Source organism: Bacillus sp. NTK074B, from assembly GCF_017303375.1.
Lineage (GTDB): Bacteria > Bacillota > Bacilli > Bacillales > Bacillaceae_B > Rossellomorea.
Genome location: NZ_JAFKOH010000006.1, coordinates 44,869 through 70,152, shown reverse-complemented (window position 1 = coordinate 70,152; position 25,284 = coordinate 44,869). Strand labels below are relative to the sequence as shown.

General features: G+C 44.8%; 27 protein-coding genes, 1 pseudogene and 1 riboswitch. Of the genes and pseudogenes, 20 read left to right on the top strand and 8 right to left on the bottom strand.

Annotated elements, in window-relative coordinates; all coding sequences use genetic code 11:
• The first annotated feature begins 85 nt into the window (after nucleotides 1-85).
• The 6 genes from nagE (at nucleotide 86) to JI667_RS11545 (ending at nucleotide 6,483) form a co-directional block, all read left to right on the top strand.
• On the top strand, nucleotides 86-1,528 hold the full coding sequence (gene nagE / locus JI667_RS11570) for an N-acetylglucosamine-specific PTS transporter subunit IIBC (protein ID WP_206853438.1): 1,443 nt from the start codon (nucleotides 86-88) through the stop codon (nucleotides 1,526-1,528).
• 203 nt (nucleotides 1,529-1,731) lie between these two features.
• The gene (locus JI667_RS11565) at nucleotides 1,732-2,466 is read left to right on the top strand and encodes a DUF2161 domain-containing phosphodiesterase (protein WP_206853434.1); all 735 of its coding nucleotides are present in this window, start codon (nucleotides 1,732-1,734) and stop codon (nucleotides 2,464-2,466) included.
• A gap of 90 nt (nucleotides 2,467-2,556) precedes the next feature.
• On the top strand, nucleotides 2,557-4,455 hold the full coding sequence (gene shc / locus JI667_RS11560; RefSeq protein WP_244668296.1) for a squalene--hopene cyclase: 1,899 nt from the start codon (nucleotides 2,557-2,559) through the stop codon (nucleotides 4,453-4,455).
• Nucleotides 4,456-4,485: 30 nt separating this feature from the next.
• Nucleotides 4,486-5,343 carry a heme-dependent oxidative N-demethylase family protein gene (locus tag JI667_RS11555; RefSeq protein ID WP_244668295.1) on the top strand — a complete coding sequence of 286 codons (858 nt, stop codon included), beginning with the start codon at nucleotides 4,486-4,488 and terminating at the stop codon, nucleotides 5,341-5,343.
• Entirely contained in the window at nucleotides 5,315-5,566 is a 252-nt protein-coding gene (locus JI667_RS11550; RefSeq protein ID WP_368077902.1) for a 2Fe-2S iron-sulfur cluster-binding protein, read from the top strand. The genes JI667_RS11555 and JI667_RS11550 overlap by 29 nt, the downstream gene beginning before the upstream one ends.
• 110 nt (nucleotides 5,567-5,676) lie before the next feature.
• Nucleotides 5,677-6,483: an arylamine N-acetyltransferase gene (locus tag JI667_RS11545; protein ID WP_368077901.1), complete on the top strand. Its 807-nt coding sequence runs from the start codon at nucleotides 5,677-5,679 to the stop codon at nucleotides 6,481-6,483.
• A gap of 16 nt (nucleotides 6,484-6,499) precedes the next feature.
• Here the strand turns inward: JI667_RS11545 and JI667_RS11540 are convergent, their stop codons facing one another.
• Nucleotides 6,500-6,685, bottom strand: a complete 186-nt coding sequence (locus tag JI667_RS11540) for a hypothetical protein (RefSeq protein ID WP_206853426.1) — start codon at nucleotides 6,683-6,685, stop codon at nucleotides 6,500-6,502.
• 169 nt (nucleotides 6,686-6,854) lie between these two features.
• Nucleotides 6,855-7,511: a VC0807 family protein gene (locus tag JI667_RS11535; protein ID WP_206853423.1), complete on the bottom strand. Its 657-nt coding sequence runs from the start codon at nucleotides 7,509-7,511 to the stop codon at nucleotides 6,855-6,857.
• Nucleotides 7,512-7,739: 228 nt separating this feature from the next.
• On the opposite strand from JI667_RS11535, the gene JI667_RS11530 reads away from it, so the two are divergent.
• The 3 genes from JI667_RS11530 to JI667_RS11520 are packed head-to-tail and all read left to right on the top strand — an operon-like array spanning nucleotide 7,740 to nucleotide 9,887.
• Nucleotides 7,740-8,624: an ABC transporter permease subunit gene (locus JI667_RS11530; protein ID WP_206853420.1), complete on the top strand. Its 885-nt coding sequence runs from the start codon at nucleotides 7,740-7,742 to the stop codon at nucleotides 8,622-8,624.
• The gene (locus JI667_RS11525; protein ID WP_206853417.1) at nucleotides 8,617-9,621 is read left to right on the top strand and encodes a hypothetical protein; all 1,005 of its coding nucleotides are present in this window, start codon (nucleotides 8,617-8,619) and stop codon (nucleotides 9,619-9,621) included. The genes JI667_RS11530 and JI667_RS11525 overlap by 8 nt, the downstream gene beginning before the upstream one ends.
• 11 nt (nucleotides 9,622-9,632) lie before the next feature.
• The gene (locus JI667_RS11520; RefSeq protein WP_206853403.1) at nucleotides 9,633-9,887 is read left to right on the top strand and encodes a hypothetical protein; all 255 of its coding nucleotides are present in this window, start codon (nucleotides 9,633-9,635) and stop codon (nucleotides 9,885-9,887) included.
• Nucleotides 9,888-9,927: 40 nt separating this feature from the next.
• Here JI667_RS11520 and JI667_RS11515 read toward each other — a convergent pair whose 3' ends face one another.
• Nucleotides 9,928-10,401: an acyl-CoA thioesterase gene (locus JI667_RS11515; protein WP_206853400.1), complete on the bottom strand. Its 474-nt coding sequence runs from the start codon at nucleotides 10,399-10,401 to the stop codon at nucleotides 9,928-9,930.
• A gap of 156 nt (nucleotides 10,402-10,557) precedes the next feature.
• Nucleotides 10,558-10,747, bottom strand: a riboswitch (cobalamin riboswitch).
• A gap of 221 nt (nucleotides 10,748-10,968) precedes the next feature.
• On the opposite strand from JI667_RS11515, the gene JI667_RS11510 reads away from it, so the two are divergent.
• The 9 genes and pseudogenes from JI667_RS11510 to JI667_RS11470 all read left to right on the top strand — a co-directional run bounded on the left by JI667_RS11510 (nucleotide 10,969) and on the right by JI667_RS11470 (nucleotide 20,193).
• Entirely contained in the window at nucleotides 10,969-12,483 is a 1,515-nt protein-coding gene (locus tag JI667_RS11510) for a flotillin family protein (protein ID WP_206853397.1), read from the top strand.
• A gap of 169 nt (nucleotides 12,484-12,652) precedes the next feature.
• On the top strand, nucleotides 12,653-13,123 hold the full coding sequence (locus JI667_RS11505; protein ID WP_206853394.1) for a DinB family protein: 471 nt from the start codon (nucleotides 12,653-12,655) through the stop codon (nucleotides 13,121-13,123).
• Nucleotides 13,124-13,246: 123 nt separating this feature from the next.
• Nucleotides 13,247-14,041, top strand: coding sequence for a DUF4397 domain-containing protein (locus tag JI667_RS11500; protein WP_206853391.1), 795 nt, complete (start codon nucleotides 13,247-13,249; stop codon nucleotides 14,039-14,041).
• Complete coding sequence (locus JI667_RS11495; protein WP_206853389.1) at nucleotides 14,041-14,649, top strand: class F sortase; 609 nt, start codon at nucleotides 14,041-14,043, stop codon at nucleotides 14,647-14,649. Before JI667_RS11500 ends, JI667_RS11495 begins: the two co-directional genes overlap by 1 nt.
• 128 nt (nucleotides 14,650-14,777) lie before the next feature.
• On the top strand, nucleotides 14,778-16,166 hold the full coding sequence (locus JI667_RS11490) for a bifunctional metallophosphatase/5'-nucleotidase (RefSeq protein WP_206853386.1): 1,389 nt from the start codon (nucleotides 14,778-14,780) through the stop codon (nucleotides 16,164-16,166).
• Between the two features lie 76 nt (nucleotides 16,167-16,242).
• Complete coding sequence (locus JI667_RS11485; RefSeq protein WP_206853383.1) at nucleotides 16,243-17,268, top strand: alpha/beta hydrolase; 1,026 nt, start codon at nucleotides 16,243-16,245, stop codon at nucleotides 17,266-17,268.
• 15 nt (nucleotides 17,269-17,283) lie between these two features.
• Entirely contained in the window at nucleotides 17,284-18,372 is a 1,089-nt protein-coding gene (locus JI667_RS11480; RefSeq protein WP_206853381.1) for a threonine aldolase family protein, read from the top strand.
• A gap of 232 nt (nucleotides 18,373-18,604) precedes the next feature.
• Nucleotides 18,605-19,219: pseudogene (locus tag JI667_RS11475) on the top strand (FAD-linked oxidase C-terminal domain-containing protein); the annotation flags it as partial.
• Complete coding sequence (locus JI667_RS11470) at nucleotides 19,216-20,193, top strand: bile acid:sodium symporter family protein (RefSeq protein WP_206853347.1); 978 nt, start codon at nucleotides 19,216-19,218, stop codon at nucleotides 20,191-20,193. The pseudogene JI667_RS11475 and the gene JI667_RS11470, both read left to right, overlap by 4 nt.
• Before the next feature lie 180 nt (nucleotides 20,194-20,373).
• On the opposite strand, the gene JI667_RS11465 is transcribed toward JI667_RS11470, so the two are convergent.
• The 5 genes from JI667_RS11465 to JI667_RS11445 form a co-directional block, all read right to left on the bottom strand.
• Nucleotides 20,374-21,078 (bottom strand): DUF421 domain-containing protein, encoded by a 705-nt coding sequence (locus JI667_RS11465; RefSeq protein WP_206853345.1) that lies wholly within the window; start codon nucleotides 21,076-21,078, stop codon nucleotides 20,374-20,376.
• Between the two features lie 96 nt (nucleotides 21,079-21,174).
• On the bottom strand, nucleotides 21,175-21,897 hold the full coding sequence (locus JI667_RS11460; RefSeq protein ID WP_206853342.1) for a TerC family protein: 723 nt from the start codon (nucleotides 21,895-21,897) through the stop codon (nucleotides 21,175-21,177).
• A 247-nt stretch (nucleotides 21,898-22,144) separates the two neighbouring features.
• Nucleotides 22,145-22,441, bottom strand: coding sequence for a hypothetical protein (locus tag JI667_RS11455; RefSeq protein ID WP_244668294.1), 297 nt, complete (start codon nucleotides 22,439-22,441; stop codon nucleotides 22,145-22,147).
• Between the two features lie 355 nt (nucleotides 22,442-22,796).
• Nucleotides 22,797-23,243 carry a hypothetical protein gene (locus JI667_RS11450; protein WP_206853340.1) on the bottom strand — a complete coding sequence of 149 codons (447 nt, stop codon included), beginning with the start codon at nucleotides 23,241-23,243 and terminating at the stop codon, nucleotides 22,797-22,799.
• 10 nt (nucleotides 23,244-23,253) lie between these two features.
• A complete protein-coding gene (locus JI667_RS11445) occupies nucleotides 23,254-23,592 on the bottom strand; it encodes an ASCH domain-containing protein (RefSeq protein ID WP_206853337.1) in 339 nt (112 codons plus the stop codon).
• A 139-nt stretch (nucleotides 23,593-23,731) separates the two neighbouring features.
• On the opposite strand from JI667_RS11445, the gene JI667_RS11440 reads away from it, so the two are divergent.
• Both JI667_RS11440 and JI667_RS11435 read left to right on the top strand, forming a co-directional pair.
• Nucleotides 23,732-24,670, top strand: coding sequence for a DMT family transporter (locus JI667_RS11440; protein WP_206853333.1), 939 nt, complete (start codon nucleotides 23,732-23,734; stop codon nucleotides 24,668-24,670).
• Nucleotides 24,671-24,751: 81 nt separating this feature from the next.
• Nucleotides 24,752-25,273 carry a ferritin gene (locus tag JI667_RS11435; protein ID WP_206853331.1) on the top strand — a complete coding sequence of 174 codons (522 nt, stop codon included), beginning with the start codon at nucleotides 24,752-24,754 and terminating at the stop codon, nucleotides 25,271-25,273.
• Nucleotides 25,274-25,284 lie beyond the last annotated feature (11 nt).

Sequence of the window (25,284 nt, the reverse complement as noted above, 5' to 3'; positions counted from 1 at the left end):
TGCCGGAATATTTTTTATAGAAGGTCTTTGTCCTCATTAGAGAGACGAGGCATCTTCAAAAACAGACTGATAGGAGGAACACAAAATGATGAAATACTTGCAGCGTATTGGTCGTTCGTTGATGCTGCCTGTTGCCGTGTTACCGGCTGCTGCGATCCTGATGGGAATAGGCTATTGGATCGATCCATCCGGATGGGGTGCTGACAGTCCCATAGCCGCTTTCCTGATCAAGGCAGGGGCATCAATCATTGATAATATGTCGATTTTATTCGCGGTCGGGGTCGCACTGGGGATGGCGAAAGCGCGAGATGGATCTGCAGCTCTAAGCGGACTCGTCGCCTACCTCGTCATTACCACATTGCTTTCCACAGATTCCGTTGCTTTGTTGCAGGGCATTGACAAAGAGGCAGTTAATCCTGCATTTGGGAAGATCGGAAATCAATTTGTCGGGATTCTCTCAGGGATCGTCGCGGCAGGTATGTACAATCGATTCAGTCATGTGAAGCTTCCGGATGCATTTGCCTTTTTCAGTGGAAAACGATTGGTCCCGATCATGTCGGCGATTGCCATGCTGGTCGTCTCTGGTGTGATGCTGTTTGTATGGCCGGTCATATACACGGCGCTTGTTTCCTTCGGGAAGGAAATCAGCGGTCTCGGGTTTACAGGGGCCGGATTATACGGCTTCTTTAATCGATTATTGATTCCTACAGGCTTGCACCATGCACTGAATTCCGTGTTCTGGTTCGATGTGGCGGGTATCAATGATATCGGGAACTTCTGGTCGGGCACTGGAGAAAAAGGTGTGACGGGGATGTATCAAGCGGGATTCTTCCCGGTGATGATGTTTGGTCTTCCGGCAGCGGGGCTTGCCATCTATCATGCAGCGAAACCGGCTAAGAAAAAGCAGGTCGCCTCACTGATGCTTGCAGCAGGTTTTGCTTCCTTCTTCACCGGAGTGACGGAGCCAATTGAATTTGCGTTCATGTTCGTAGCTCCTCTTTTATATGTAGCACATGCAGTGCTGACAGGGTTATCCCTTGCGATTGCTTCTTTCTTCCACTGGACTGCAGGCTTCGGCTTCAGCGCCGGGTTCGTCGATTTTGTACTGAGCTCCAGGCTTCCCCTGGCAAATCTTCCGTATATGCTATTGATTCAAGGTGTGGTATTTGCTTTCCTTTATTATTTCTTATTCCGTTTTATGATTGCGAAATTCAATCTTATGACCCCTGGGCGTGAAGAAGAAGGAGAAGAAGGCGAGAAAGCTACAACACTCACAGGAGAAGACAAGTTTGCTGTCATGGCAGCAGAAATCTATGCCGGACTCGGCGGAGATGAAAATGTCACCTCGGTTGAGAATTGTATTACGAGATTGAGAGTGGAAGTGAAGGATATGGAGGCTGTGAATCAGGACCGGATCAAAGCGGCGGGCGTTCCAGGCATCCATGTGGTTGGTGACAATAGCATTCAAGTGATTGTCGGGACTTCAGTACAATTTGTAGCAGATGAGATAGAGAAGATCCGTGGGTAAGGTTTTTCTTAAGGGCAGATGGAGATGTCGTTTTTTTCAGAATCGTAGATAAATGGAGGTATTGGCTGATAATCGATTCCACCTACCCTTCCAGAGCTCCACGATGAGATGCCAGGACCTCTTTCTTTCTCTGAAACTGCAAAATTATCTGAAATGGTCTATACTTTATCATATAGAATTTTTTCCCGGAAAGGTTTTTACCCATGACGAAATTGAAAGAATCGGATCTTTATCAACCGATCCAAAACCATTTTTATAAACAGGGATATCAGGTGAACGGTGAAGTGAATGACTGTGATTTGACGGCGATAAAAGAAGACGATCTTGTCATCGTCGAATTGAAGCTTTCCTTGAATATAGAGCTTCTGATCCAGGCAACGAAGCGCCAGCGGCTGACGGATCTTGTTTACATTGCGATTCCGAAACCGAAGAATACCCGTTCAAAGCGCTGGAATGATATACGCCATCTGGTCAGGCGTCTTGAACTTGGTTTGATCACCGTTTCCTTTACGACGAAGACCCCAAAGCTTGATTTTGTCATTCATCCGGAAGCCTTTGACCGGAAGAAGGTCATGAGAAATAGTATAAAGAAGCGGGCAGCCCTTGTGAAAGAAATCGAAGGCCGCAGTGCGGATTACAATATAGGCGGAAGCAATAAAACGAAGATCATGACCGCTTATAAAGAGAGCTGCATTCATATCGCCTGCTGTCTGGAAGCATATGGACCCATGTCCCCGAAGAACTTAGCAAAGCTTGGAACCGGTGACAAAACGCCGTCTATTCTTCAGAAGAATTACTACAGGTGGTTCGAGAGGGTAAAAAGAGGAGTGTATCAAATCACCGATTCCGGCAGGGAAGAGATGCATCATTATCCTGAGCTTGTCAGCTATTACTCACAGAAAATAGAAATAAATCAAGAAGAGCCTGCTCCCCGGTAACCGGGTGGCAGGCTCTTCTTTGCTTCTCACTACTAGTACCCGTGTTCTTCTCATATACATAACATCATAGAAGCTAGGTGGGGGGGACAAATGATGAAAAAGAATATAGAAAGCACGATCCGAACTATTCAACAGCATCTTCTGCAGATGCAACGTGCAGAAGGAAGCTGGTCCTTTTGTTTTGAAAACAGTGTGATGACCGATGCGTATATGATCATTCTTCTTCGCTCATTGGAGATGGGTGAGGAAGAACTCATAAGCAGGCTTGTGAACCGGCTTTGGAAATTGCAGTCAAGGGAAGGGACGTGGAAGCTCTTTGAAGACGAGAGGGAAGGAAACCTGTCATCAACCATCGAGGCATACTTTGCCCTGAGGTTCAGCGGCATGGTCAGCGAGGAGGATAAGAGACTGCTGAGAGCAGAGCAGTTTATCAAGAAAATGGGTGGGCTTCACAAGGCTCATTCCATTACGAAGTTCATGCTGGCTGTTCAAGGTCAATATGACTGGAAGCATCTCCTGCCGATCCCCATACAATTCCTGTTACTTCCGAAAGTATTCCCCGTGAATTTTTGGGATTTGAGCAGCTATGCCCGTGGCCACCTTGCTCCGTTGATGCTGCTGAAAGATCTTCGTTTCCAGTTGAGAACAAAGGGTACACCACAAATACAGGAACTTTCCCGATTTCTCAGTGAAGTGAGGTACAGTCAACGGGAATTGAAACTATTTTCAAAAATCAATCAGGGCATACAGTCACTTGCGAACATTCCATCCTATCTTCATCAACAAGCCCGGCAGTTTGCCCTCGAATATATGCTGCAGCGATTGGAGAGGGACGGGACCTATCTCAGTTACTTCAGCACGACATTTTATATGATATTTGCCCTGCTGGCACTTGGATACAAGAAAAGTGATCCTACTATAGTAAAAGCGGTTCATGGGTTGAAAGAATTGGCTTGTGAAACGAAGAATGGCCTTCATATTCAAAATTCACCTTCGACCGTCTGGGACACGGCCCTTATCAGTCATGCCCTTCAGGAATCGGGATTGGGGGTTGATGAACCATACATTGAGAAATCAGTGGATTACCTTGTCAAAAAGCAGCACTTCAAGTATGGTGACTGGGCTTTTGAGAGCGGAGTAAAGCCCGGGGGATGGGGCTTTTCGGAGACTAACAGCATTCACCCTGATGGGGATGATACAACAGCGGCTCTAAGGGCCATTACGTATGCTGCAGCGGGGAACCCACATATCCTGCCGTCTTGGGACCGTGGCCTGGAATGGGTACTCGGCATGCAAAACCTGGATGGTGGCTTTCCGGCTTTTGAAAAAAACAAGACGAAAACGATTCTCTCTTCTTTTCCAATGGACGGGGCAGAAGCTGCGGCCATCGATCCATCCACCCCTGATCTAACGGGAAGAGCGTTGGAGTTCCTGGGCAGACAGGCAGGACTGAACAAAAGTCATCCCCAAGTAAAAAAAGGGGTGGAGTGGCTTAAATTGATGCAGAAGGAAGATGGATCCTGGTACGGACGATGGGGTGTCTGCTACATCTATGGTACGTGGGCGGCCATCACGGGGATGAAAGCAGCGGGGGTCTCATCATCTGATAAACATCTTCAAAGGGCTAAAGAATGGTTGGAGAGCATTCAGCAAAAAGACGGCGGATGGGGGGAGTCTTGCTACAGCGATCAGAAAAAGTCATACGTCCCTCTTTCCTTCAGCACCCCTTCACAAACAGCGTGGGCCTTGGAGGCACTCATTTGTATCGAAGAAAAACCGACCCCTGCGATTGATTTAGGAATGATGGCGCTCCTCGTTATCATGAATGAAACAGAAGGCAGTACAAACAAAACATACCCGACAGGAGTGGGACTTCCGGGAAACTTCTACATTCATTACCACAGCTACCAATGGATATGGCCCTTGATTACACTCAGCCGGTATAAAGAGAAATACGGTTGGGGTCCGTCCCTCATAACGGTAAAATAAAAGTAAGAATTTTCAAACAAAGGTGGTGCTATGATGAAACTGGATTCGTTCCCTTATCCCTTTAAGGGCGATGGGTATCGGTATTCAAATAATTCTGTTCCACTGGAGGAGGCGGGTTGTGTAGAAGTTACCTCTTCTTATCGGGAAGAAATCCAACTGAAACGGAAACTGTTAACCCGCCATCCCGAACGATGCTTCCAGTCCCTGCCCCACACATGGAAGGCTCAATGGGAAATCACGGAGCTTGTCATTCAACATCTCATACAGTTCTACCCTCAGATGTTTTCCCTTGAAATAAAAGACGATGCATGGACGTTCCATAATCATATGCTGAACGAGAAGACAATCTTTATACCAGGGTATGGTTCGTCTCTATCCATGGAGCCCCTAGATTTTATCGGCAGGCACGTACAAGAAGACCTCATCTTCATGATGGAGCGGGACGGGGAACTGTATCTGGATGCTGGGCAATTATGTTTTCCTGCGAACTGGTCCCTTGCGTTCAATATGGGGATGAGCTTCAAGGAGATACACGGACCGATACCCGGTTTTAAAAATGAGGGGTTGGATCAGCGGATTTTTACATTCTTAATGAGGATGGAAGCGGGAGATCCATGGGTAAGGAGGAACTGGTCTTTAATGGCGGGAGATCGCCTGGATACTTCTTTTGAGACGTATGATGAGTGGGGAAAGGGAAGAAGGAATGTGACTAGGGAAAATGTGGGGAAGTACGTTCACGTGAGGGTGGAAGTACAGAAGCTTTATAGGTTACCGGGTTCACGTGGGCTGCTTTTTACCATCCATACTTATCTATTACCACTTGAAGAATTTACGAAGAATGAAACGTCAGGATTTTTTGGTGGAAGTAGAAAACGGACCCACCATTAAAGTGCCAAAGGACGGGACATTATTAGAAGCCCTTCTCAAGGCAGGGGTCAATGCGCCATATTCCTGCCGGGTCGGTCGATGCGGAACCTGTGAGGTCAACGTATTGGAAGGTGAAGTCGATCACGGTGATTCTTTTTTAAGCGATCGTGAGAGGAGTGAACACAACTCGATCTTAACGTGCGTTTCCAGGGCAAGAGCAGAGAAATTGCGGATTCAACTTTAGTGTATTCTGACAGGGATATGGCAATTTAGCCCCTGAATCCCAAAATGCATGCCAGGGGTTGAATACGTCAATGAGAAGCAGGTAAACTTTAAAGACTAACCAGAAAGGATGTGCCCGCCATCAACAATTTAGACAAGCTATTCCGCAAAAGGATTCAGTATTCGAATCCAGATCCTGTAACTTTTCAGGATCTGGATATCATATTAGAAAAAATGGCGAATCATATACCATTTGAGAATGTATGCATTATGGAAGGAAGGTCCCGTATTCTGACCAAGGATCATCTGTTGAATAAAATGCTCATTATGAATGAGGGGGGGCTTTGTTATGACCTAAATTCACTCCTATATTTATTCCTCATAGAGAATCAATACGATGCTTCCCTGATACAGGGGGTTGTCTATGATCATGCTGCAGGGAAGTTTGGGAATATTGGGAGGACTCATGTGGCGGTTCTGGTGCGACATGAGGGACAATTGTATATTCTGGATGGAGGATTCGGGGGGAATGTTCCCTTGAAACCTGTTCCATTATCAGGGGAAACGGTCTCTTCCTCAAACGGGGAGTTCAGAATAAGAGAAGGAAAAACCCATCATGGGGAGTATCGATTAGAAATGAAACTGAAATATAAGGACAGGGACTGGAGAATCGGATACGCGTTTGATATCGATGAAACAATCAGAGATGTAAGCTGTTTGGACAACGTCCGCCTCACGGTAGAAAAGCATCCTGATTCACCCTTCAATAAGCATCCGTTACTGACAATGCGGACGGAAGACGGCAGTGTTACCTTGACCGACACTTCCTTTACTCAATGGAAGAGTGGAAACGTTGAGAAAAAAGAAATAGACCATGAGAAATATAAAGAACTTCTGGAATACTGGTTTTCTCAGCCATTTAAAAAAGACCCGGAATAAATCCGGGTCTCTCCCTTCACTTGCCGAGTATCGCCATAGTCCCTTTATAGATTAAGAAAAGTGAGAATATGAGTATAGCTAGAATACCAATGATGTCCGTTACCGGGGATACACTCGCTAGAAACGTACCTGCCAATGGAACCCTTAACAGTGCGAAACCGGAAAGAATACCCGCTACCAACAAAAGAATAAATCTATCCATTCTGAGATGCCTCCTCTCGGACTATTATATGTAGGAGGGAATGGAAAGTTGAACCCAATATTTGTAATTGTTTCGTTTGACAAGTTCTTTGATCAATAATAGAAAAAATAGGCTGAATGTTCCATAATGTGGAATTAGAAGGGCGGCAGAAGGTATGACTTCCAAAATGCTAGATGGCCTCTTCTTTATCCACTTCGTCCTGAACTTCTTTAATTAAATGAGGAGATTCTTTAATTATCTTCCCTATATAGAAGAATCCGATAATAGTAACACCCGTCATGATCCAGCTGAATGCCTGGCGCAGAATGATCCCTTTATCGAATGCCTCTACACCATACTCCATAATGAGCCAAGCTTTCACAATGGCAAGGATCCCACTCCTTAAAGCGAAGGAAAGCGTGATCAGCTGAAACAAGATATATAAAGGTTTCTTATAGAAAAGTCGCTTACTAAACATGCGGTCATGACCTTGGAGCTCTGCAAAATCAAGACCAAAGTAAAGGGTGATGGGCCTTCTGAGGACCATGGTCCCTAAGAAAAACAAACTGATCCCGGCCGCGTAATAGACATTATTCCAAAGAAGCTGTAAAGACGAACCAGCCAGTACGTCGATCAGCGTACCGATAATCAAGGTGAAGAGAATGAACAGGCCGAAGGTATTCACTTTCTTCATTTCAATGAACCGGTAGATCGTATAAAGGATACCCGGCACTGAAGAAAGGAGCATGGCATAATAATCCCCTGTGTAATCTCGTAAAATCTTCCACACAAATAGAGGGAGTGCCACATAAATCATGAGATCCCAGAGAACAATATTTTTCTTCATTTTTATCACACTTCCTTTTATCTTATACAAAGATTACGGTTCCCAAGTCAATAAAGTTTCAAGAATATGTGAGGAATTGATGATACATACAAGTAAAAGAAGCCCTGTATTTGCGACATAAAAACATAGTAGTAAAAATTTTCTAAATACATTTACAAATTATATTACATTATTGTAACATGAATATAGTAAATTTGTATCAATTTGGAAATTCATTGGAGGGTTTTTATGAAAAGGATGCCAGAGACTTCCTTTCATTTTCTGGTTGTTGTGTTGGGGTTGTATCTGCTTAGTGGAATCGGTTCATTGCTCGCATACGATACAGAGCTATTGATTAATCTAGCTGCCTACGGGGATCGATTGCAGCAGACGTGGGTGGAGATCATGCATCCGTCATCCATCTACATATATTGGGGAGAGGGAAATAAGCAATACAGCATCAATGAAGTCTTTTCTGAAACGTATGTATATTCGTTCCTGATTCTTTTCAGTTCGTTCTTCTTAGCGGTAAGTCTGTCGGTGCTTTTAAGCTATTCCCTCATGTTATTGCCCCGGAAAGCCTATCGTTTCTCTACTAAAATCGTCAATTTGCTGGATGCTTTACCGGATGTGTTTATTGTGGTTCTATTTCAGCTTTTTATCATTTGGATATTTAAAAAGACGAACCTGTTGGTGTTCGATATTTATGCCATGGGTGAAGAGCGGATCTACTTTTTACCTATTCTCTGTTTGTCGGTTCTGCCGGTTGTGTTCTTACTAAAACAGTTTCTGTTTCAGTTAAAAGAAGAAGAAGGTAAACCCTATGTGGAGTTTTCCTATTCAAAAGGATTCAGAAGGGCGTATACAGTTTGGCATCATCTGTTCAGGAATGTATGGATTCACTTCTTCTTCCATCTCAAACCGATCTTTTTATTGATGCTTTCTAACTTATTAATCATTGAACTTCTATTTAACATCAATGGGTTCATGCAGACGTTGCTGCGAACGGCGACCAGTTCTCCGGCTGCATTCTTCCTTGGGATGCTCCTCATATTTGTCCCGTTTTTTATCGTATTTACGGTAGGCTCTAGCATTCTATCAAAGTGGTTGGAAGGGGGGGACCAGTATGAATAGCTGGATGTCCACACGATTAGCACTACCTGTCCTGATCCTAGTTGCTTTTATTAGTGTCAGCTTTCTGGTACCCGTCATGAATCCCGGTTATGACGAGGTGGTGGACTATCTCTCCGATGAGGATGGGAGAGTGATAGCGGCACCGCCGTTCAACCCTGGTGAAATGCCTCCCCTAGGGAGTGATAAACTGGGAAGGAATTTTCTGCTGCTCTTATTAGCCGGAGCAAAATATACTATGTTTGCCGCTCTGGCCATTGCCCTATTACGTATGGTTCTAGGATTTTTCTTTGCTGTCATGTATACATTCCTTCCTGCCTTCTTCGGAAGATTCATGAAAGGGCTGGGGGAGTCATTTCAATATATTCCTCTCGCCATTATCGTATTTGCGTTACTCGTTCCCCTTGAGGGAGCTTTTCAATCCGAAGCACTGTCGTCCAATCGATACTTCTTCATTCAAGTAGTTGCGATTGCCGCTGTGACGATCCCATCTCTCGGGATTTATTTAGGAGAAGAGATGAAGCTTTTTATGAAGAGTGAATTCATACAGGTATCACGAACGATGGGGGCAGGCCGACTTCATTTATTCAAGCAGCATCTGCTTCCACAGTTCAGAAGACACTCAATCGTGTTATTTTCTGAACAGGTTTCCCAGACCCTTGCTCTGCTCATACAACTCGGCATCCTTCATATGTGCCTTGGCGGCCTGAAGATCGCTGACTTCGGCATCATGGAAAGCATCCCTGTTTATTTTTCCGAAACGAACGAATGGGCTGCGACGATCGCCATCAACATCCAGCAGATCTTTCTGCGTCCGATGCTTGTCGTTGTCCCACTGACTTTATTCGCCATCTTGATCCTGTGCGTGAACGTTATCAGTTCCACCCTTAGGAGATCCTTGATTGAAGGGGAGGGTGCCAAAGTTAAGAAGAAGTCGAAAGAACAACTTTTTGAGAAAGAGGTCTCCGTCTCATCAGACCTATTTACCTTGAAGCGATAGGAGGAAGAGGGATGAAGGAGAATCAGGGTGGAAAGGTTTTTCTGGTAGTATCCATATTATTATTCCTTTTAGGAGGAGTTGTTTCCATATACACTGGGTTTCAACCATACTCTGAACATTCCGTATGGTTTCCCCTCATACTTCTCGGTACCAACGTAATGTATGTTGTTATCAACATTAAAGAAAGCCGCCGCTATTATACAATAGGACATAGCATAATGGCCTTCTCTGTTCTGATATACATCCTTATTCCATACCTGATATAGAAAACACTCGGAAATCATGATGATTTCCGAGTGTTCTTTTTTATAAAATCGATGCACGGTTCTTTCTATGTTCCTTTCGCAGAGGTGCCGTCTTAAACAATCTCTCCTCTTCTTCTGATTGTGGAACGACCTTTGGCACCGGTTTGGGCTGACCATCCTCATCCACGGCGACCATGGTCAGAATTGATTCCGTCGTTAGCGTTTTGATACTATTCAGAAGGTTCGTCGAGTAAACCTTCACATACACTTCCATGGATGTTCTCCCTGTTGATGTGACATAGGCTTCAAGACTTAAAGCGTCACCGACTGTCGCAGATGATAAAAAATCCACCGAGTCAATTGAGGCTGTCACGACGACAGAGTTTGAGTGCTTCATGGCCGATAGAGCCGCGATTTCGTCAATATAAGAGAGAACTTTCCCTCCAAAAATGGTTTGCATATGATTGGTATCCGGCGGCAGTACCAATCGGGTCTGTACGGTTCGTGAACGCTCAACCGAATAGGCTTGTTCCATTCTTTTCATCTCCCTGATTGTATAATGGCGAAACAAAAAAAGCATCTTCCTTTTTGAAAAGAAGATGCAGCTACTCCAAACGGGCGTCCAGGATCCCTTGGTTCCCTGTATGACGTTTCATATGCGCAACACCCTCCTATCTCCCGTAGGAACTTTCGTGTTCTTCTCAGCTTGGCAGGTCTCCTGGCTCGGCGTCTCCGATTCCACATTCCTTCCCATTTCAACGTGAAACAGTGGATCTATATGAAATCTCAGCCTGACAGTGGCGGGACCGCGTTGGATTTTCACCAACTTCCCTTTTAAGGAAATGACCTCAATCATTTCCACCAGTGAGCAATGATTAAATTGTGAACGGTATTATTTTATCATAGTCAGTCCTGATTCGAACTTTCATAACTGTAAGAATAAGATACAAAAGACGATGGAAGGAACAAATTAGGAGATTCACAAATTAATTGAAACTTTTCCCCTGTGGGCTCCGTATATAGTAGTGTAGCTAGCACTTTTATATACATTTAAATCAGACAGCATGCTGGTTTAAACTAATTGTTGAGAGGGGTTGTCAGAATGCTAGGATCATTGAGTGTGATCGGTTTTTTCGTTTTCTTGATTCCTGTACTGGTCATTGCGGCTATTGTAGGGGTCGCATATTATTTCTGGATGAGGTTCCGCTATCGTACCGCAAAATCCAATCAGGCACTGATCATTACCGGACCGAAACTGGGGGATCCTGAAAAGGAATCGAATATATTCACCGACCAGGAAGGCCGTTCCATGAAAATCATCCGTGGTGGAGGATACAGATTAAGACGTTTCCAAACATCCACGCCTGTTAATCTTACATCTTTCCAATTGAAACTTTCCACTCCACGAGTGTATACAAACGGTGGAGTTCCGATTGTCGCCGATGCAGTGGCGATGGTAAAGGTTGCCGACACCCTGAACGGGATCGCCAACTATGCCGAGCAGTTCCTTGGCAAGGATCAAAAGGAAATTGAAGATGAAATCATCGAAGTGCTGGGAAGTAATCTTCGTGCCATTCTTTCAAAAATGACCGTCGAAGACATTAACAGCAACCGTGAAAAATTCAATGCCGACGTGTCAGAAATTGCCCAGAAGCAGCTTGACTTGATGGGCTTTAAAATCACCTCACTCGGATTGACGGACATCCGGGATGCTGACGAACAAAATGGATACTTAGAAAATCTTGGTCGTCCACGTATCGCAGAAGTGCGCAAACAAGCAGAGATTGCTGAAGCGAACACGGAACGAGAGACCCGTATTCATCGTGCCCAAACCGACCAGGAAGCAAAAGAAGAAGAATATAAACGCCAAATTACGATTGCAGAATCGAAAAAGGAAAAAGACATCAAAGATGCTGCCTTCAAAGAAGAAACAGAACGTGCAAGAGCAAAATCCGAACAGTCATACGAGCTTGAAAAAGCCAAACTGGCCAAAGAAGTAAAAGAAGAAGAGTTGACCCTTCAATTCCTTGAGCGGGAACGTGCCGTCAAGCTTGAAGCGGAAGAATCCAAGGTCCGTAAAACGAAAGCCGATGCAGACTATTACGAAACGACCCGTAAAGCAGAAGCGGAAGCACGTAAGTCGGAAATCGACGGAGAAGCAAAAGCCAAGATCCGCAGGGAAGAAGGATCTGCTGAAGCCGACGTTATCCGTGAACGAGGTAAAGCAGAGGCAGAATCCCGTAAACTCCTAGCTGAAGCCATGGAGAAACACGGAGATGTCATCATCACCGAGAAACTCATTGAAATGCTGCCGATATTCGCTGAGAAGATCGCTCAGCCTCTAAATAATATCGATTCCGTCAAGATCATCGATTCAGGTAATGGCCAAGGAGTTCCATCCTTTGGTAAAAGTATCACAAGAACGATGCTTGACATGCAGGAGCCGCTCCGTGAAATGACTGGCATCGATGTAGGTGAGTTACTGAAGTCATATGCCAATAGAACCCAGCCCGTGCATTATCAGCCTGCTGTATCCGGGTCGGCAGATAAGGAAGTGGCAGTTTCAAACGAAGTGGAAGAAAAAGAGTTTGAGGAAGCTGGAAAGGGAAGTGAATAGGAAGTAAGAAGAGAGATGTTCCCGATAGGGGCATCTCTTTTTTTAGTGAAATTGGTGCCTGGGTGAAATGTGGTTCCGGTCCTCGTTTCAAGAAGCTTCCACTGTAAGATATGTGTGAATCGGTCTCTGCTTGTATAATAAGGGGTAAACGATCAAAAGGAGAATGGATATGAATATATACTGTCAAAATGTGCTGCACCAAATAGAAATAGCCGTTTTATCTATCATGGGAATGATGGATACGCTTACCGATAAAGACCTGACAAAAAGACCCACCTCTTCCAGGCATTCCGTCGGGGAGCTGCTCTCCCACATCTCTCTCATCTGCGGGGCAGACGCCCTTATTGCCGCTGGTGCAGGACAACAAGAAATGGAGGAGTTCTATTCTAGTAAAACATTGAACTCATTAGATGATATTAAAGACGAACTCTTACATCATTTCAGCAGTTTGAAAGAAGGGGTGGGAGCCATGACGGACGAGATGCTGACGGAGGAGACGACATCCTATTGGGGGGTGACGTATACCCGGTTTGAATGGCTGGTGGAAATTGTTGCCCATCTTTATCATCACCGTGGGCAGCTTCACGCTATGCTTGTCCACTGTATCGACAGAGACCCACAGGTTCAATTATTTGAATGAATACGAGAAGAGAGTTCAATGTGCTGTTGTGAGGGTTAAATCTTGAAAACTATTTTAAATGATTGTACATTTAGTATACAAGTAGTAAACAAAACTTGTACAAAATCAAAAGGAGTGGATGAAATGAAAAAGATTTTCTCGATTTTTGCAACAGTAATGCTTATGTTATCACTTGCCGGGGGTGCTTTTGCTGCTGAGAATGATGCAATGGTCCGTATTGTCCATGCTTCTCCTGATGCACCGGCTGTCGATGTATATGTTGACGGAAATGCAGTGGTGGAAGGAGCGGATTTTAAAGCAGCGACGGATTACATGAACCTTCCTGCGGGAGATCATAAAGTTGAAATTTACGCAGCTGGAACGATGGGCAGCGAAGATCCGGTCATTTCTCAAGATCTAACCGTTGAAGCAGGGATGGCTTACACAGTAGCGGCAGCCAATACGCTTGAAAACCTGGAACTGGTCGTAGCTCAGGATTCTATGGATGTAACGGAAGGAATGACAAAAGTCCGCGTAGGACATCTTTCGCCTGATGCACCAACCGTTGACGTCGGTCCTGTAGGTGGAGATGCATTATTCAGCGGGGCTGAATTCAAGGCCATCACGGACTACAAGGAATTAGATCCGGGAACATATGATTTAGAGATCAGAACGCCAGAAGGAGATCAAGTGCTGGATCTATCGGGTACGATGCTTGAAGAAAACACTGTATATAGCGTATTTGCCATTAATACAGCGGATCAATTAGAAGTGCTTGTCCTTAAGGATTATACGATGATGCCAGGAAGCATGCCTGAAACGGGTATGGGGGGAGCAGCGGCTGAGCAGTCGTCCACTACTCTTCCAATCGTTCTTGCAACAGCTGTACTTGGTGGAGCAGCACTTATATTCGTCACTCGCAGAAAACTACAAAAGTAATGAAAAGACTTCTATACTTTATTCCCTTGATGGCTCTTTTGGCAGCATGTGCTGCCGAAGAGCCTCAAACACTTTCTGACAGTAATGTTCAATCATCCACCATTGAACAACCTGCAGAGCCTGTGGTGCCTGAGAGTGTGAAGGTAGATGAAGAGAATAAACTGATACCAGCCTTCCTGTCCATTCCGAAGTTTGATATCGAGGCACCGATAAAAGAGTTCGGCCTCGATTCAAAAGGGAATATGGAGCTCCCGGAGAACGGAAAGGATGTTGCCTGGTTCGAACCAGGATTTCAGCCTGGTGAAAAAGGAAATGCGGTTCTGGCGGGGCATGTCGATGATGAGAAAAAACCGGCTGTTTTTTTTGAACTGAAGAAACTTGAACCAGGTGATAAGGTCGTTCTGCAAGATGAACAGGGAAAAACCTTTACATTCGAAGTAAGGGGAAAAGTCGCTTATGAAAAAGATGATGCACCACTGAGAAAAATCTTCGGACCAAGCGATAAAAGGATGCTGAACCTGATTACGTGCACAGGATATTTCGATCATGATATTCATAATTACGTAGAACGTTTAGTGGTTTATACAGAACTGATAGATGAATCTTGATGCAGAGCTTAACTCCCATTCCGTGGTAGGTAAGCTCTATTTTTTTCCAAAAAAAACCTTTACACGATCTTAATTTCCTATACTATTAATAGAGAGAGTTTTCTGATAAAAAAGTTGTGGAGGTTAAGATGAAATTAAAAATCATACATACGAATGATATACACAGCCATTTTGACGCATTTGGGAGAGCGGCTTCTCTGATCAAGGAATTGAAGGACGAGTCTACTATTATTCTCGACGGCGGGGATTTTGCTGATTTCAAGAGCATCGAGCTTCAGGGAACGAAAGGGATGGCGGCGATTGAACTTCTTCAATCTGTCGGATACGATGCGCTGACCATTGGAAACAACGAAATGTTCAACGGTTTCGACACTCTTGAACATATGGCTAAAAGCAGTCCCATTCCTTTTATCAGCAATAATCTTTACAGAAAAGACAAAGCGGAAGTCAACGGAGTGAAGTCAAGCGTGATTCTGGAGAAGAAAGGTATCAGGATTCTCATCACAGGTTCCTCTCCTGATCTTCAAGGATTCAATGATGGTCTAGGTGTTCATATAACAGATTATAAAGATGCCATCAGGGAAGAGCTGGAACGCAACCGGGGGGCATACGATCTTTGTATCCTGCTTAATCATGTAGGGACTGAAGCCGATGAGGAACTGGCTAATGAACTGGATGAGGTGGACATCATTCTTTCCGCACATGATCATCGACTTTTTACAGAGGCAAAGCTTGTCAATGGGACCGTGGTGAACAGTGCAGGCTGCTATGGGGAACACATCGGAATGGTCGAAGTGGACGTGACAAGTGAAGGGAGTGAACTTGTACGGGGGGAAACGTTTGCGACTAGTTCGTTCCCACTGGATCATGAAGTCATAGGCATTCTTAAGAAAAACAAGGAGATGGCGATTGAGATGTTGAGTAAACCGCTTTATACGATCGACCAGTCCCTTTGGCATGACGTGTTGGAAGAAAATCCGATGACCAATTTGATTGCCGATGGTTTGCAGGACATGCTGAAATGTGATTTCGGTATGATCAACAGCGGGATTGTGAACGCTGGGGCCTTTCAAATGATCAGTCATAAAAAACTTATAGAAATCTGCCCATCTCCATTGAATCCGACTTCTTTTGATATCCAGGGGAAACATATAAGGACAGCAATTGAAGAGTCCCTGGATGCGGAGGTCTGCCTGGCAGATGGAAGAGGTCCTGGATTTCGCGGGAAGTTTGTCGGGAGACTGCATGTTTCCGGCGCTGAAATTATTCACAATGGGCAAGAGGTCTTTAGCATACTAATAGGGGGGGAGCCGTTGGAAGATGAGAAATGGTATTCTGTTGCCTCCTCCGATTATCTACAGAGAGGTTCCGGCTATGAATCACTTGGTCATGCCCAAAATGAAAGATATTTACCTGAGGAAATACGGGATGTGATCAGGATATATGGGGAACGTGAAGATTTCATTAAAAGGGCGCAGACAAATAGATGGAAAGAGAGTAGTAATATAATCGTTTAAATCGTTCTTAAAGCGCCCGGGGAGACCTGGGCGTTTTTCACTTGAGATGAACGAAGCAATTGGACGTGTCTTTTCTATGAATCTGGTAACTTATTCGGGTAAAATAGAAGTAACTTATTTGTACGAAGGAGACCATGCCATAAAGAAGAAAATTGTGTGGAGTGTGAGCAGTTTGCTATTGTTGACTGTCATTGGTTTGATCGTTTCCGGAAACTACTTTTACGATGTAGCCATTAACCGCAGCAATGAAGCGGTTGAACTATACGGCGGCACAGAAGAAGCGGTGGAAGCGGTCAGTGCTTTGGAGGAGGAACAGGAGAAATTAGAAGAATTGCGAACCTGGACAAGTAAACGGGATTTTCAGGAGGTGAAGGTGAAATCGAAGGACGGCTTGACTCTCAGAGCCCAGTACCTCGAGAACGAGTCACCGAACGGGAAGACGGTGATCCTTGCCCATGGGTATAAGGGAAACAGTGAGCAAATGCCTGAAATCACTAAATTCTATTATGAAGAGGGATACAATATTCTAAAACCTGATGCCCGGGGCCACGGTAAGAGTGAAGGGGATTATATAGGCTATGGCTGGGACGACAGGTTGGATGTAAAAAAGTGGATTCAATTCCTGACCGATGAAAAAGGACAAGACACCATCTTTCTCCATGGCTTTTCCATGGGGGCAGCTACCGTGTTGATGACGAGTGGTGAAGAGCTCCAGGAAGAAGTAAAGGGGATCATTGCGGATAGTGGATATACCTCTGTCGACGAGGAGCTTGCCCATCAGTTGAAATATCTTTATCGCCTGCCGGCATTTCCAATTATGGATATCACGGGTGTGGTGACGAAGGTGAGGGCAGGTTATTCATTTAAAGAAGCATCCGCACTGGAGCAGGTGAAGAAGAACCATTTGCCCCTATTCATCATTCACGGTGATAAGGATGAGCTTGTGCCGACAGAGATGGCCCAGCGCTTGTATAAGGCAGCAGGAGGGGTAAAGGAATTATGGATCGTGCCCGGTGCGGGTCACACGGAAGGCTTTACAGTTGAAGAAGAGGAGTATAAAAAGAGGATCAAGGGGTTTATTGCAGAGGCGATGAAATCATAGAAGGGGTGAACGGTGATGGGAGAGAAAAGGTTATTTGAGGCGTATAGAAATGCTCCATATTCTGTACAGGGGCATGGGAAAAGGAATCTTGAAGTTTTGAAAGAGGCACTAGATAAGCTCGAGGGAGACATGGACAGCGATATGTATGGATCCGGTAAGATCATAGAAGACTTTCAGGAGAAGATGGCGGATCAACTGGGGAAGGAACGTGCAGTGTTCTTCCCCAGTGGAACGATGGCCCAGCAGATTGCCCTCCGTATATGGTGTGACGAAAAAGAGGTTCCGAAAGTGGCTTATCACCCTTTATGCCATCTGGAAATACATGAAGAGGATGGGTTGAAGAAATTACACGGGATCGAACCCATCTTATTGGCAGATAAGGAACGTGTAATAAATCTTGAGGACGTATCCGGCTTGGAAGAAGATATTGCATGCTTATTATTGGAGCTTCCTCAACGGGAAATTGGAGGGCAGCTGCCTGAGTATGAAACCCTTGAAGCCATCTCGCGATTCTGCCGTGATAAAGGGATCAAGCTTCATTTGGATGGGGCGAGACTTTATGAAGTGCTCCCTTATTACGGGAAGACGGCCTCAGAAATAAGTGATTTGTTTAATAGTGTGTATATTTCATTTTATAAAGGGTTCGGCGGTGTAGCAGGGGCAATCCTGGCCGGGAGCGAGGCATTCACGGCAGAGTCCAGAGTGTGGAAGCGGCGGCACGGCGGTGATTTGATCAGTCTGTATCCTTATATTATCAGTGCCGATTACTATTTTGATCAGCGTGTCGGTAAGATGAATCAGTATTATGAAAATGCAAAGGAACTGGCTGCTCTTTTCAATGGCTGTGAGGGGATATCGACTCTGCCGCTGGAGCCGGTTTCGAATATGTTTCACGTCACCTTTGACTATCCTCAAAAACACGTCGAATCCAGACTGATCGACGTGTACGAAGAAGCCGGGGTCGGCTTAACCGCATACGTGAAAGAAATCAATGAAAACAAGTGTATCTATGAAGTAAGCATAGGTGACCAATACCAATCCATCCCAAAAGAAAACCTGCAAGCAACATTCACACTACTTAACCAAAAGCTAAAACAAATTTAAACCAGGAACCAGTGGTATCGGGTCTACACCCGATACCACTTTTTTGAGGGACGGACCTTGCTGAAATCCCGGTATGATAGTAAACAGCGTCTTAAAGTGATTGTTTTGGAGGTCCGTCCCTCAAATGAACACACAAATGGTTCCCCGAAAAGAATCCGATTTTACTATTGAAATATTCTGATTATTGGGTATAATTCGATACATTATACATTTTTTGAAGGGGAGAGTGCAAAACCGGTTCAGTGATACGGATTATATAGAAAAACCTACCCTGTTCCTTGAGTTTCATGGAAATGAGGCGGGGCTGAATCAAGATGTTGAATTCATGAAAGAAATCGTGAAAGATCATCAATGTGAAGACATGGTCTTTGAAGAGGATACCAGAGCTCGGAATAAACTGTGGGAAGCAAGGCATAACCTTGCCTATGCTTATGTGCATGGGCATCCTGGAAGAAAACTCATGGTGACGGATGTCTGCGTACCTATTTCCCAATTATCCGGTGCTGTTCAATTCGCACGGAAGAAGCTCGAAGAATTAGACCTCATCGGAGGGATACTCGGGCATGTGGGAGATGGGAATTATCATACATCACTCATGATTGATCTGAATGATCCCGATGAGGTGAAGAGGGCTGGATTATATAACGAACTGATTGTAGAATATGCCCTTCTGCGGAACGGGACATGTACGGGAGAACACGGTGTAGGTGTCGGAAAGATGAAGTATCAGGAGCGTGAGCACGGTGGAGCTTTAAAGGTCATGGAGAAAATCAAGCATGCCCTTGATCCACTTGAAATCTTCAACCCTCATAAACTCGTACATAAAAAGAAGGAGGAATCAGAATGAAAATTCTTGAAACCATCAGCAATCTGGCAGGGAAGTACTTTGCCGTCTGGGTCATCCTCGTAGCGGCTGTCGCTTATTTTGTTCCTGCACCTTTTCTGCCATTGGGTGCCTATATTACGATTCTATTAGGTGTCGTGATGTTCGGGATGGGCCTAACCTTAAAGCCTGTTGATTTTCAACTTGTACTGAAAAAACCACTCCCTGTCATCACAGGGGTCCTGGCACAATTTCTCATTATGCCTCTTGGTGCTTTTTTGATTGCCTACATACTTGGTCTGCCGGCTGAACTGGCTGCCGGTTTGGTATTATTGGGGTCTGTTCCCGGTGGGACGGCATCAAACGTCATGGTGTACCTGGCCAAAGGGAATCTGGCATTGTCCGTCGCCATGACTTCCCTTTCGACCCTTTTGGCACCCATCGCCACGCCGTTGATCCTTCTGGGGCTTGCGGGTCAATGGCTGCCGGTCGATCCAGTCGCCATGTTCCTTTCAATCCTTCAGGTGATCATTCTTCCAATCACAGTGGGGTTAGTAATTCGTAAACTATTCCCGGGGGCGGTGGAAAAAAGCTTGAATGTCATTCCCCTCATTTCAGTACTGGCGATTATCATCATCGTTTCAGCCGTCGTTTCGGCTAATGTAGAAAATATCGCGGCTTCCGGCGCAATCATTTTTACGGCGGTCATCCTTCATAATCTATTTGGGCTAGGTCTCGGTTATGGAACAGGAGTCTTGATGAAACTGGATGAGGGAACAAGACGGGCCATCTCCTTTGAGGTCGGGATGCAGAACTCCGGGCTGGGTGTAGCCCTTGCCACCGCGCATTTCGGTCCACTTGCTGCCCTCCCGAGTGTCATTGCAGCTGTATGGCATAATATTTCAGGACCGATCCTCGCAACGTTATGGAGTAAGAAGCCCGAGGCAGCCAAGGAGGATGAATACAGAAGTCCGGAAGTCAGTCCGACGGTGAAATAGCAAGAAGGGACGGACCTCCTAAATTAGGCTATTAATCCCTTCATTGTAGCATTCCTTCGTTAAAATTGAGGTCCGTCCCTCTCCTTCATGTTGCCGAGTATACAAGAAAGTGAAGGGAGGACTGTTTAAGGAGATGGTGATTTCATGTTGTGAAGAATACCTCTGCTGGTGGAGGGAGTGTCATTTGTATAAATAGATTTTTATTTGATCTTGCTTATCAATGGTAGCAAGGAGGACGTTATGTATTGTTGTCTGGTAAGAGTTTTTTAATTGATCATGCAGCCATACTTCGGTTTTATTTAGCTTCAGTAATTCTGAAAGAATGATTTTTCCATCTTCTACTATTGGTATGGGAAGATCAAAAGCTTTAGTTGGGACTCCGGCATCCTGATTTGTTAGGGGCTGATACTTCGGCTTCAGGAAGATTGAAATCTCCCCTCCAGGTTCCCAAAGGGCTATGGCCACTTTATGCACTTCTTCAATTTGCTGTTTTCTTAATTCTGAAAGCAAGCTCTCTAAAGGAATTCTTGCTTTCTTGAGGTTTTTATACAATATCTCCCCATTATGAACGATTGAAATAGGAGAAGGGTCAAGTACTTTACGTATAGTAGTTGAATGAAGGCTGAGGTAAATCCCAACCAGATAGAGAAAGACCAGGGTTCCCATCGTGAGCATAGATCCCTTCATTCCTAACCCTTCGTCAGATAATGGGTGAGCCATAATATTCCCTATTAATAGCGCCATCACAAAATCAAGGAATCTTAGCTGAGAAATCGACCGTTGTCCCATTAATTTGGTGATCCCGATTAAAAATATAAAACCTAAAGCGGCACGGGAAATCCATTCCACCGCAGTTAGCGAGTTCTGGCTCATGAAGAAATCCATTCCACACGTCCTCCTTCATAATAACTGCCATTTAGTCTTCCCAATAACTTCTTACTCAAAACAAAAAATGCCTACAATTGTAGGCATTTTCCAATGTTATGCATTATATTGATGAACCTTTTTGTGATCGGATTGAGAACGTTTGTTTGTGAGGAATCCACCAAGAAGAATCGCAGCAGTTAGTACGATAGTGATGATGGTAGTAATAAGTCCATGTTCAATATTGATCAGGTCTAAGAATTTTTCATCTGTTACAATCATTTCACCTGCTGTGTAGGCCAGGATTCCTGCTCCAAGGTATGCGATCCAGCGAAACCTTTCAAGGATCTTCACAATGACCTTAGAACCGAAGATCATGATTGGAATCGAGACGAAGACGCCAAGGGCGATCATGCCGATATGTCCGTGGGCTGCCCCTGCGACGGCAACCACATTATCCAGGCTCATGGCCGCATCGGCGACAATGATGGTCGTGATGGCCTGTCTCAGTCCAGTATGCGATTTAATGTTGGCCTCTTCTTCATCCTCAACGAGTACCTGATAGGCAATCCATAGGAGCAATATTCCTCCGATGAGATGCACAAAAGGAATTTGAAGTAAATAAACGATGACGGCTGCAAAGAAAATGCGAAGGATGACGGCACCTGCCGTTCCCCAGAAGATCGCTTTATTCTGCAGTTCTTTTGGTAATCGTCTGGTTGCCATAGCGATGACAATGGCGTTATCTCCAGATAGAATGATATCGATCGCTATAATTTTTAAAAGGGCAATGATTGCACCAGTAGAAATGGCAAGTCCAAGTGGAAATAAGAAATCCATACCGCTTCCTCCTTGTGTAAACAAATCTATGAATAAATTGCTAACTAAACTATTATACCACAATTTATTCATAGAAAAACGTCCACCATATTAATTGAATAGTAATCTCTATTCCTTAGGAGGAATTACATGGTTAATAGAGAGAATGTGACAAAACATAGTAGTGGCGGAAGTTTCATTTAGGAAGACAACCGTAAAAAAACCCCCGACTCTATTCACAAATCGAGGATTTTCGTCATTTATATACTTACTGCGGGTAAGGTGGTGGATAGGGATAAGGATAGGGATAAGGATAAGGATAGGCTGGCACCGGTACTGGGTATGGTCCGGGGGATGCTGCGGCACCAACGGCTAAGCCAGTCACTGTCCCGGCTGCAAATCCCGGGTAACCCCATCCGTGATTCCAGTTCCCTCCGTGATTCCAATTTCCGCCCTGATTCCAGCTTGTTCCGTGTCCCCAGGTCGCGTGACCATGCCCGTTTCCCCAACTTGCATGCCCCCCACCGCCATGTACGGGTCTATACATATTAAATGGCAGATTCAATGTCATTCTCACCTTTCTCAAAATAGGAGTTGCTATATCATATGTCGTTTTTACAGAAGAGGAATAAGAATTTACTACAATGAATTTTTAATGAGGGTTTTGGAGTCAAAAGGAGGGAAGGACAATGAGTAGGAATGCCTGGCTGGCCTCAAGCAATGGGGTAAGAAAATGGAGGGACGATTTCACCCTAAGATGACAAAACAAATCGCTAAGGAGCCCAAGTTGGAGCGTAAGTGGGACAAGTTAGTCGAAAATAGCCTAAATAAAAATCTGGTTCGTTTCAACAAAAGCAGATATTGATGGTTTTCACCATTTCACCTTAGAAAAAAGTACCAGGTTCACTGGTACTCGTAAATTATAACCACATTCCCGGCTTCACGACCATAAACCACAGCATGGCCATCAGGAGTATGAGATAAATCCAAACAGTCCGACGTAATTTTCCGATCAGCCACTCCTTGTCTGATTCAGCTTCTTCGAATTTCCGCAAAGTTGGCGAAAATGCCCTGGCGAGAAAGAAGAGAGAGCAGAACAGGATGACGAGGGTCATGATGATCCACGGAGTCGTCCATGTCCAAGGTCCAAGTATAACCAGAAGAACTCCCGTACCCACAAGCACGTGTCCCGAATGCTTCGAAAGCTGAACGGTGAAGCGGAACGTATCCAGATAGGAGGGGAGGAGAGAGTCCGACGCATCGCCCAGCTTCTTTATCATAGGCAATAAAAGGAAGAATGGACCGATAGACGCCACAACGCTGATGACATGAAGATAAATCAGTGTTTTGTATAGTAGCTGCTCCATACGAAGTGCTCTATTCAGTCACTAAGCTGAATTCATGGACCCACACTTTCATGTCTGGGTGCCAAGGCATTCCCGGATGATAGGAGAGAATGGTATTTTTATATTCCTCCACGGTTTGAAATCCTTCTTGTCTGGCATGTTCATCCGTCAGTTCACCAAGGGATTGTGAATAGACGCTATTCACTATGTATTCCTTACCGTGAAGCTCCATGATTTCCCCGATATCCGCATACCTTCCATTGCGGCGGGTCGCTGTTTTCGTTCCTTGAAGTACCTTCTGGACATCTTCAGATTTTGTGACAAGTCGTTCGATGGTACATGTCTTCGGTGGCAGTTGTTGATTTGTCATTTTAAAAAAACTCCTTTCAACTTTAACTATAGCATAGTCTCCGGGTGATAAGAATGCGGATTTTTTTCTCTGGCAGAGATGGTTTTGGGGTGCTATGATTGGATGAAATATCTGAAATAGAAAGAAGGCGCCGTAAGTTTTGAAAAAATGGCAAACCTATTTGATTCTTGTATTCATCATGTTGATATGGGGCTTTAATGTCCCCGCATTGAAAACGCTGGTAAGTGAATTTACACCTGTGACCATCACTTCACTCCGCATTTTTACGGCAGGTATTACGGTGTTCATCATTCTCGGTATTATGGGGAAGATCAGGAAGCCGACAGCTAAAGAACTTTTGTTCATCATGAGCGGTGGCCTGTTGAATGTAGTGAGTCATCATTATTTCTTATCAGTAGGATTAACAGGGACGTCTTCTACGAACGGGGGGCTGATCCTCGGAACGGGACCGCTCTTGACTGCTTTGATGGCAACGATCATTCTTAGGAACCGGCCGACCGTGATCAAAGTCATCGGATTTCTATCAGGCAGCATCGGGGTGGCAATCATTGTATTATCCGGAGGTGAAGGAATCGGTGGGTTGAAGATGGGTGACCTGTACATCTTCATCTCCATTTTTTCTCAGGCATTGAGCTTTATCATTATAAGCCGTGCTGCCAAAACACTGGATCCCCGTTTGTTGACGGGTTATATGCTCGTGTTCGGTTCCATCGTTCTGTTTATGATTAGTTTATTTACAGAACCGGGGGGGCTTAGACAATTAGGGGATGCACCAGCTTCGATTTGGGTATTATTCTTCGCCTCGGCCATTATGGCGACAGCTGTCGGACATATGGTCTACAATCATTCAATTGGAAAAATCGGGGCTGCGGAAACGTCGATTTTCCTGAACCTCAATACGTTTTTCTCCCTGGTTGGAGCATCCCTCTTCCTCGGGGAAGCCGTGACATATTATCACCTGATCGGATTGGTGTTCATTGTACTTGGTGTCGTGTGCGGCTCAGGTACTCTGGAAGAGTTGGTGATGAGAAAGAAACAAAAACGCTACTTGGAGCGAAAGCAGAACCATCAGCTGTAGATGGTTCTGTTTTTTTATCATCATATTTAAAGATTCTTCTCAATAAGATAGAAGGTCAGTACATTTATGAGGAGGACGGCTATGCTTAATGATCAAATTCAAAAGTTGGTGAATAATCTGATCCAGATCGAGCATGTGTCAACGACATTATACCTGGCTATGTCGGCTTATATGGCGAACCAAAATTATACCGGGATGGCTAACTGGTTAAGGATCCAATCCGAGGAAGAGCGAAAACATATGTTGAAACTCATTGATTATTTGACGGACAGGGGAGGAATGGTAGAGCTTCAGGAGCTTCCAGCCCAGCCGAAGGAATATGGATCACCTTTGGAAACATTTCAAAAAGTGTTGGAGCATGAGCAATTTGTTACTAATTCGTACCGTCAAGCCTATAATTATGCTGCACAGACGGATCAACAAACCGCGGTGATCATTCAGGAATTTCTAAGAGAACAAATCGATGAAGAAGCTCAGTCCCAGAAAGTTGTCGACCGCTTAAAGATTGCCGGGGATAATCCTTCCGCCTTACTGGTCATGGATCAGGAGCTTGGTCAACGTACGGCAGGGCCAGCAGCAGGTGCCGCACCTGCAGGAGGTTAAATACATTCGGA

Coding starts and splice junctions, on each gene's coding strand:
- nagE (WP_206853438.1), top strand. CDS start 86: ATGATGAAATACTTGCAGCGTATTGGTCGTTCGTTGATGCTGCCTGTT.
- JI667_RS11565 (WP_206853434.1), top strand. CDS start 1,732: ATGACGAAATTGAAAGAATCGGATCTTTATCAACCGATCCAAAACCAT.
- shc (WP_244668296.1), top strand. CDS start 2,557: ATGATGAAAAAGAATATAGAAAGCACGATCCGAACTATTCAACAGCAT.
- JI667_RS11555 (WP_244668295.1), top strand. CDS start 4,486: ATGATGAAACTGGATTCGTTCCCTTATCCCTTTAAGGGCGATGGGTAT.
- JI667_RS11540 (WP_206853426.1), bottom strand. CDS start 6,685: ATGGATAGATTTATTCTTTTGTTGGTAGCGGGTATTCTTTCCGGTTTC.
- JI667_RS11535 (WP_206853423.1), bottom strand. CDS start 7,511: ATGAAGAAAAATATTGTTCTCTGGGATCTCATGATTTATGTGGCACTC.
- JI667_RS11530 (WP_206853420.1), top strand. CDS start 7,740: ATGAAAAGGATGCCAGAGACTTCCTTTCATTTTCTGGTTGTTGTGTTG.
- JI667_RS11525 (WP_206853417.1), top strand. CDS start 8,617: ATGAATAGCTGGATGTCCACACGATTAGCACTACCTGTCCTGATCCTA.
- JI667_RS11520 (WP_206853403.1), top strand. CDS start 9,633: ATGAAGGAGAATCAGGGTGGAAAGGTTTTTCTGGTAGTATCCATATTA.
- JI667_RS11515 (WP_206853400.1), bottom strand. CDS start 10,401: ATGGAACAAGCCTATTCGGTTGAGCGTTCACGAACCGTACAGACCCGA.
- JI667_RS11510 (WP_206853397.1), top strand. CDS start 10,969: ATGCTAGGATCATTGAGTGTGATCGGTTTTTTCGTTTTCTTGATTCCT.
- JI667_RS11505 (WP_206853394.1), top strand. CDS start 12,653: ATGAATATATACTGTCAAAATGTGCTGCACCAAATAGAAATAGCCGTT.
- JI667_RS11500 (WP_206853391.1), top strand. CDS start 13,247: ATGAAAAAGATTTTCTCGATTTTTGCAACAGTAATGCTTATGTTATCA.
- JI667_RS11495 (WP_206853389.1), top strand. CDS start 14,041: ATGAAAAGACTTCTATACTTTATTCCCTTGATGGCTCTTTTGGCAGCA.
- JI667_RS11490 (WP_206853386.1), top strand. CDS start 14,778: ATGAAATTAAAAATCATACATACGAATGATATACACAGCCATTTTGAC.
- JI667_RS11485 (WP_206853383.1), top strand. CDS start 16,243: ATGAATCTGGTAACTTATTCGGGTAAAATAGAAGTAACTTATTTGTAC.
- JI667_RS11480 (WP_206853381.1), top strand. CDS start 17,284: ATGGGAGAGAAAAGGTTATTTGAGGCGTATAGAAATGCTCCATATTCT.
- JI667_RS11470 (WP_206853347.1), top strand. CDS start 19,216: ATGAAAATTCTTGAAACCATCAGCAATCTGGCAGGGAAGTACTTTGCC.
- JI667_RS11465 (WP_206853345.1), bottom strand. CDS start 21,078: ATGGATTTCTTCATGAGCCAGAACTCGCTAACTGCGGTGGAATGGATT.
- JI667_RS11460 (WP_206853342.1), bottom strand. CDS start 21,897: ATGGATTTCTTATTTCCACTTGGACTTGCCATTTCTACTGGTGCAATC.
- JI667_RS11450 (WP_206853340.1), bottom strand. CDS start 23,243: ATGGAGCAGCTACTATACAAAACACTGATTTATCTTCATGTCATCAGC.
- JI667_RS11445 (WP_206853337.1), bottom strand. CDS start 23,592: ATGACAAATCAACAACTGCCACCGAAGACATGTACCATCGAACGACTT.
- JI667_RS11435 (WP_206853331.1), top strand. CDS start 24,752: ATGCTTAATGATCAAATTCAAAAGTTGGTGAATAATCTGATCCAGATC.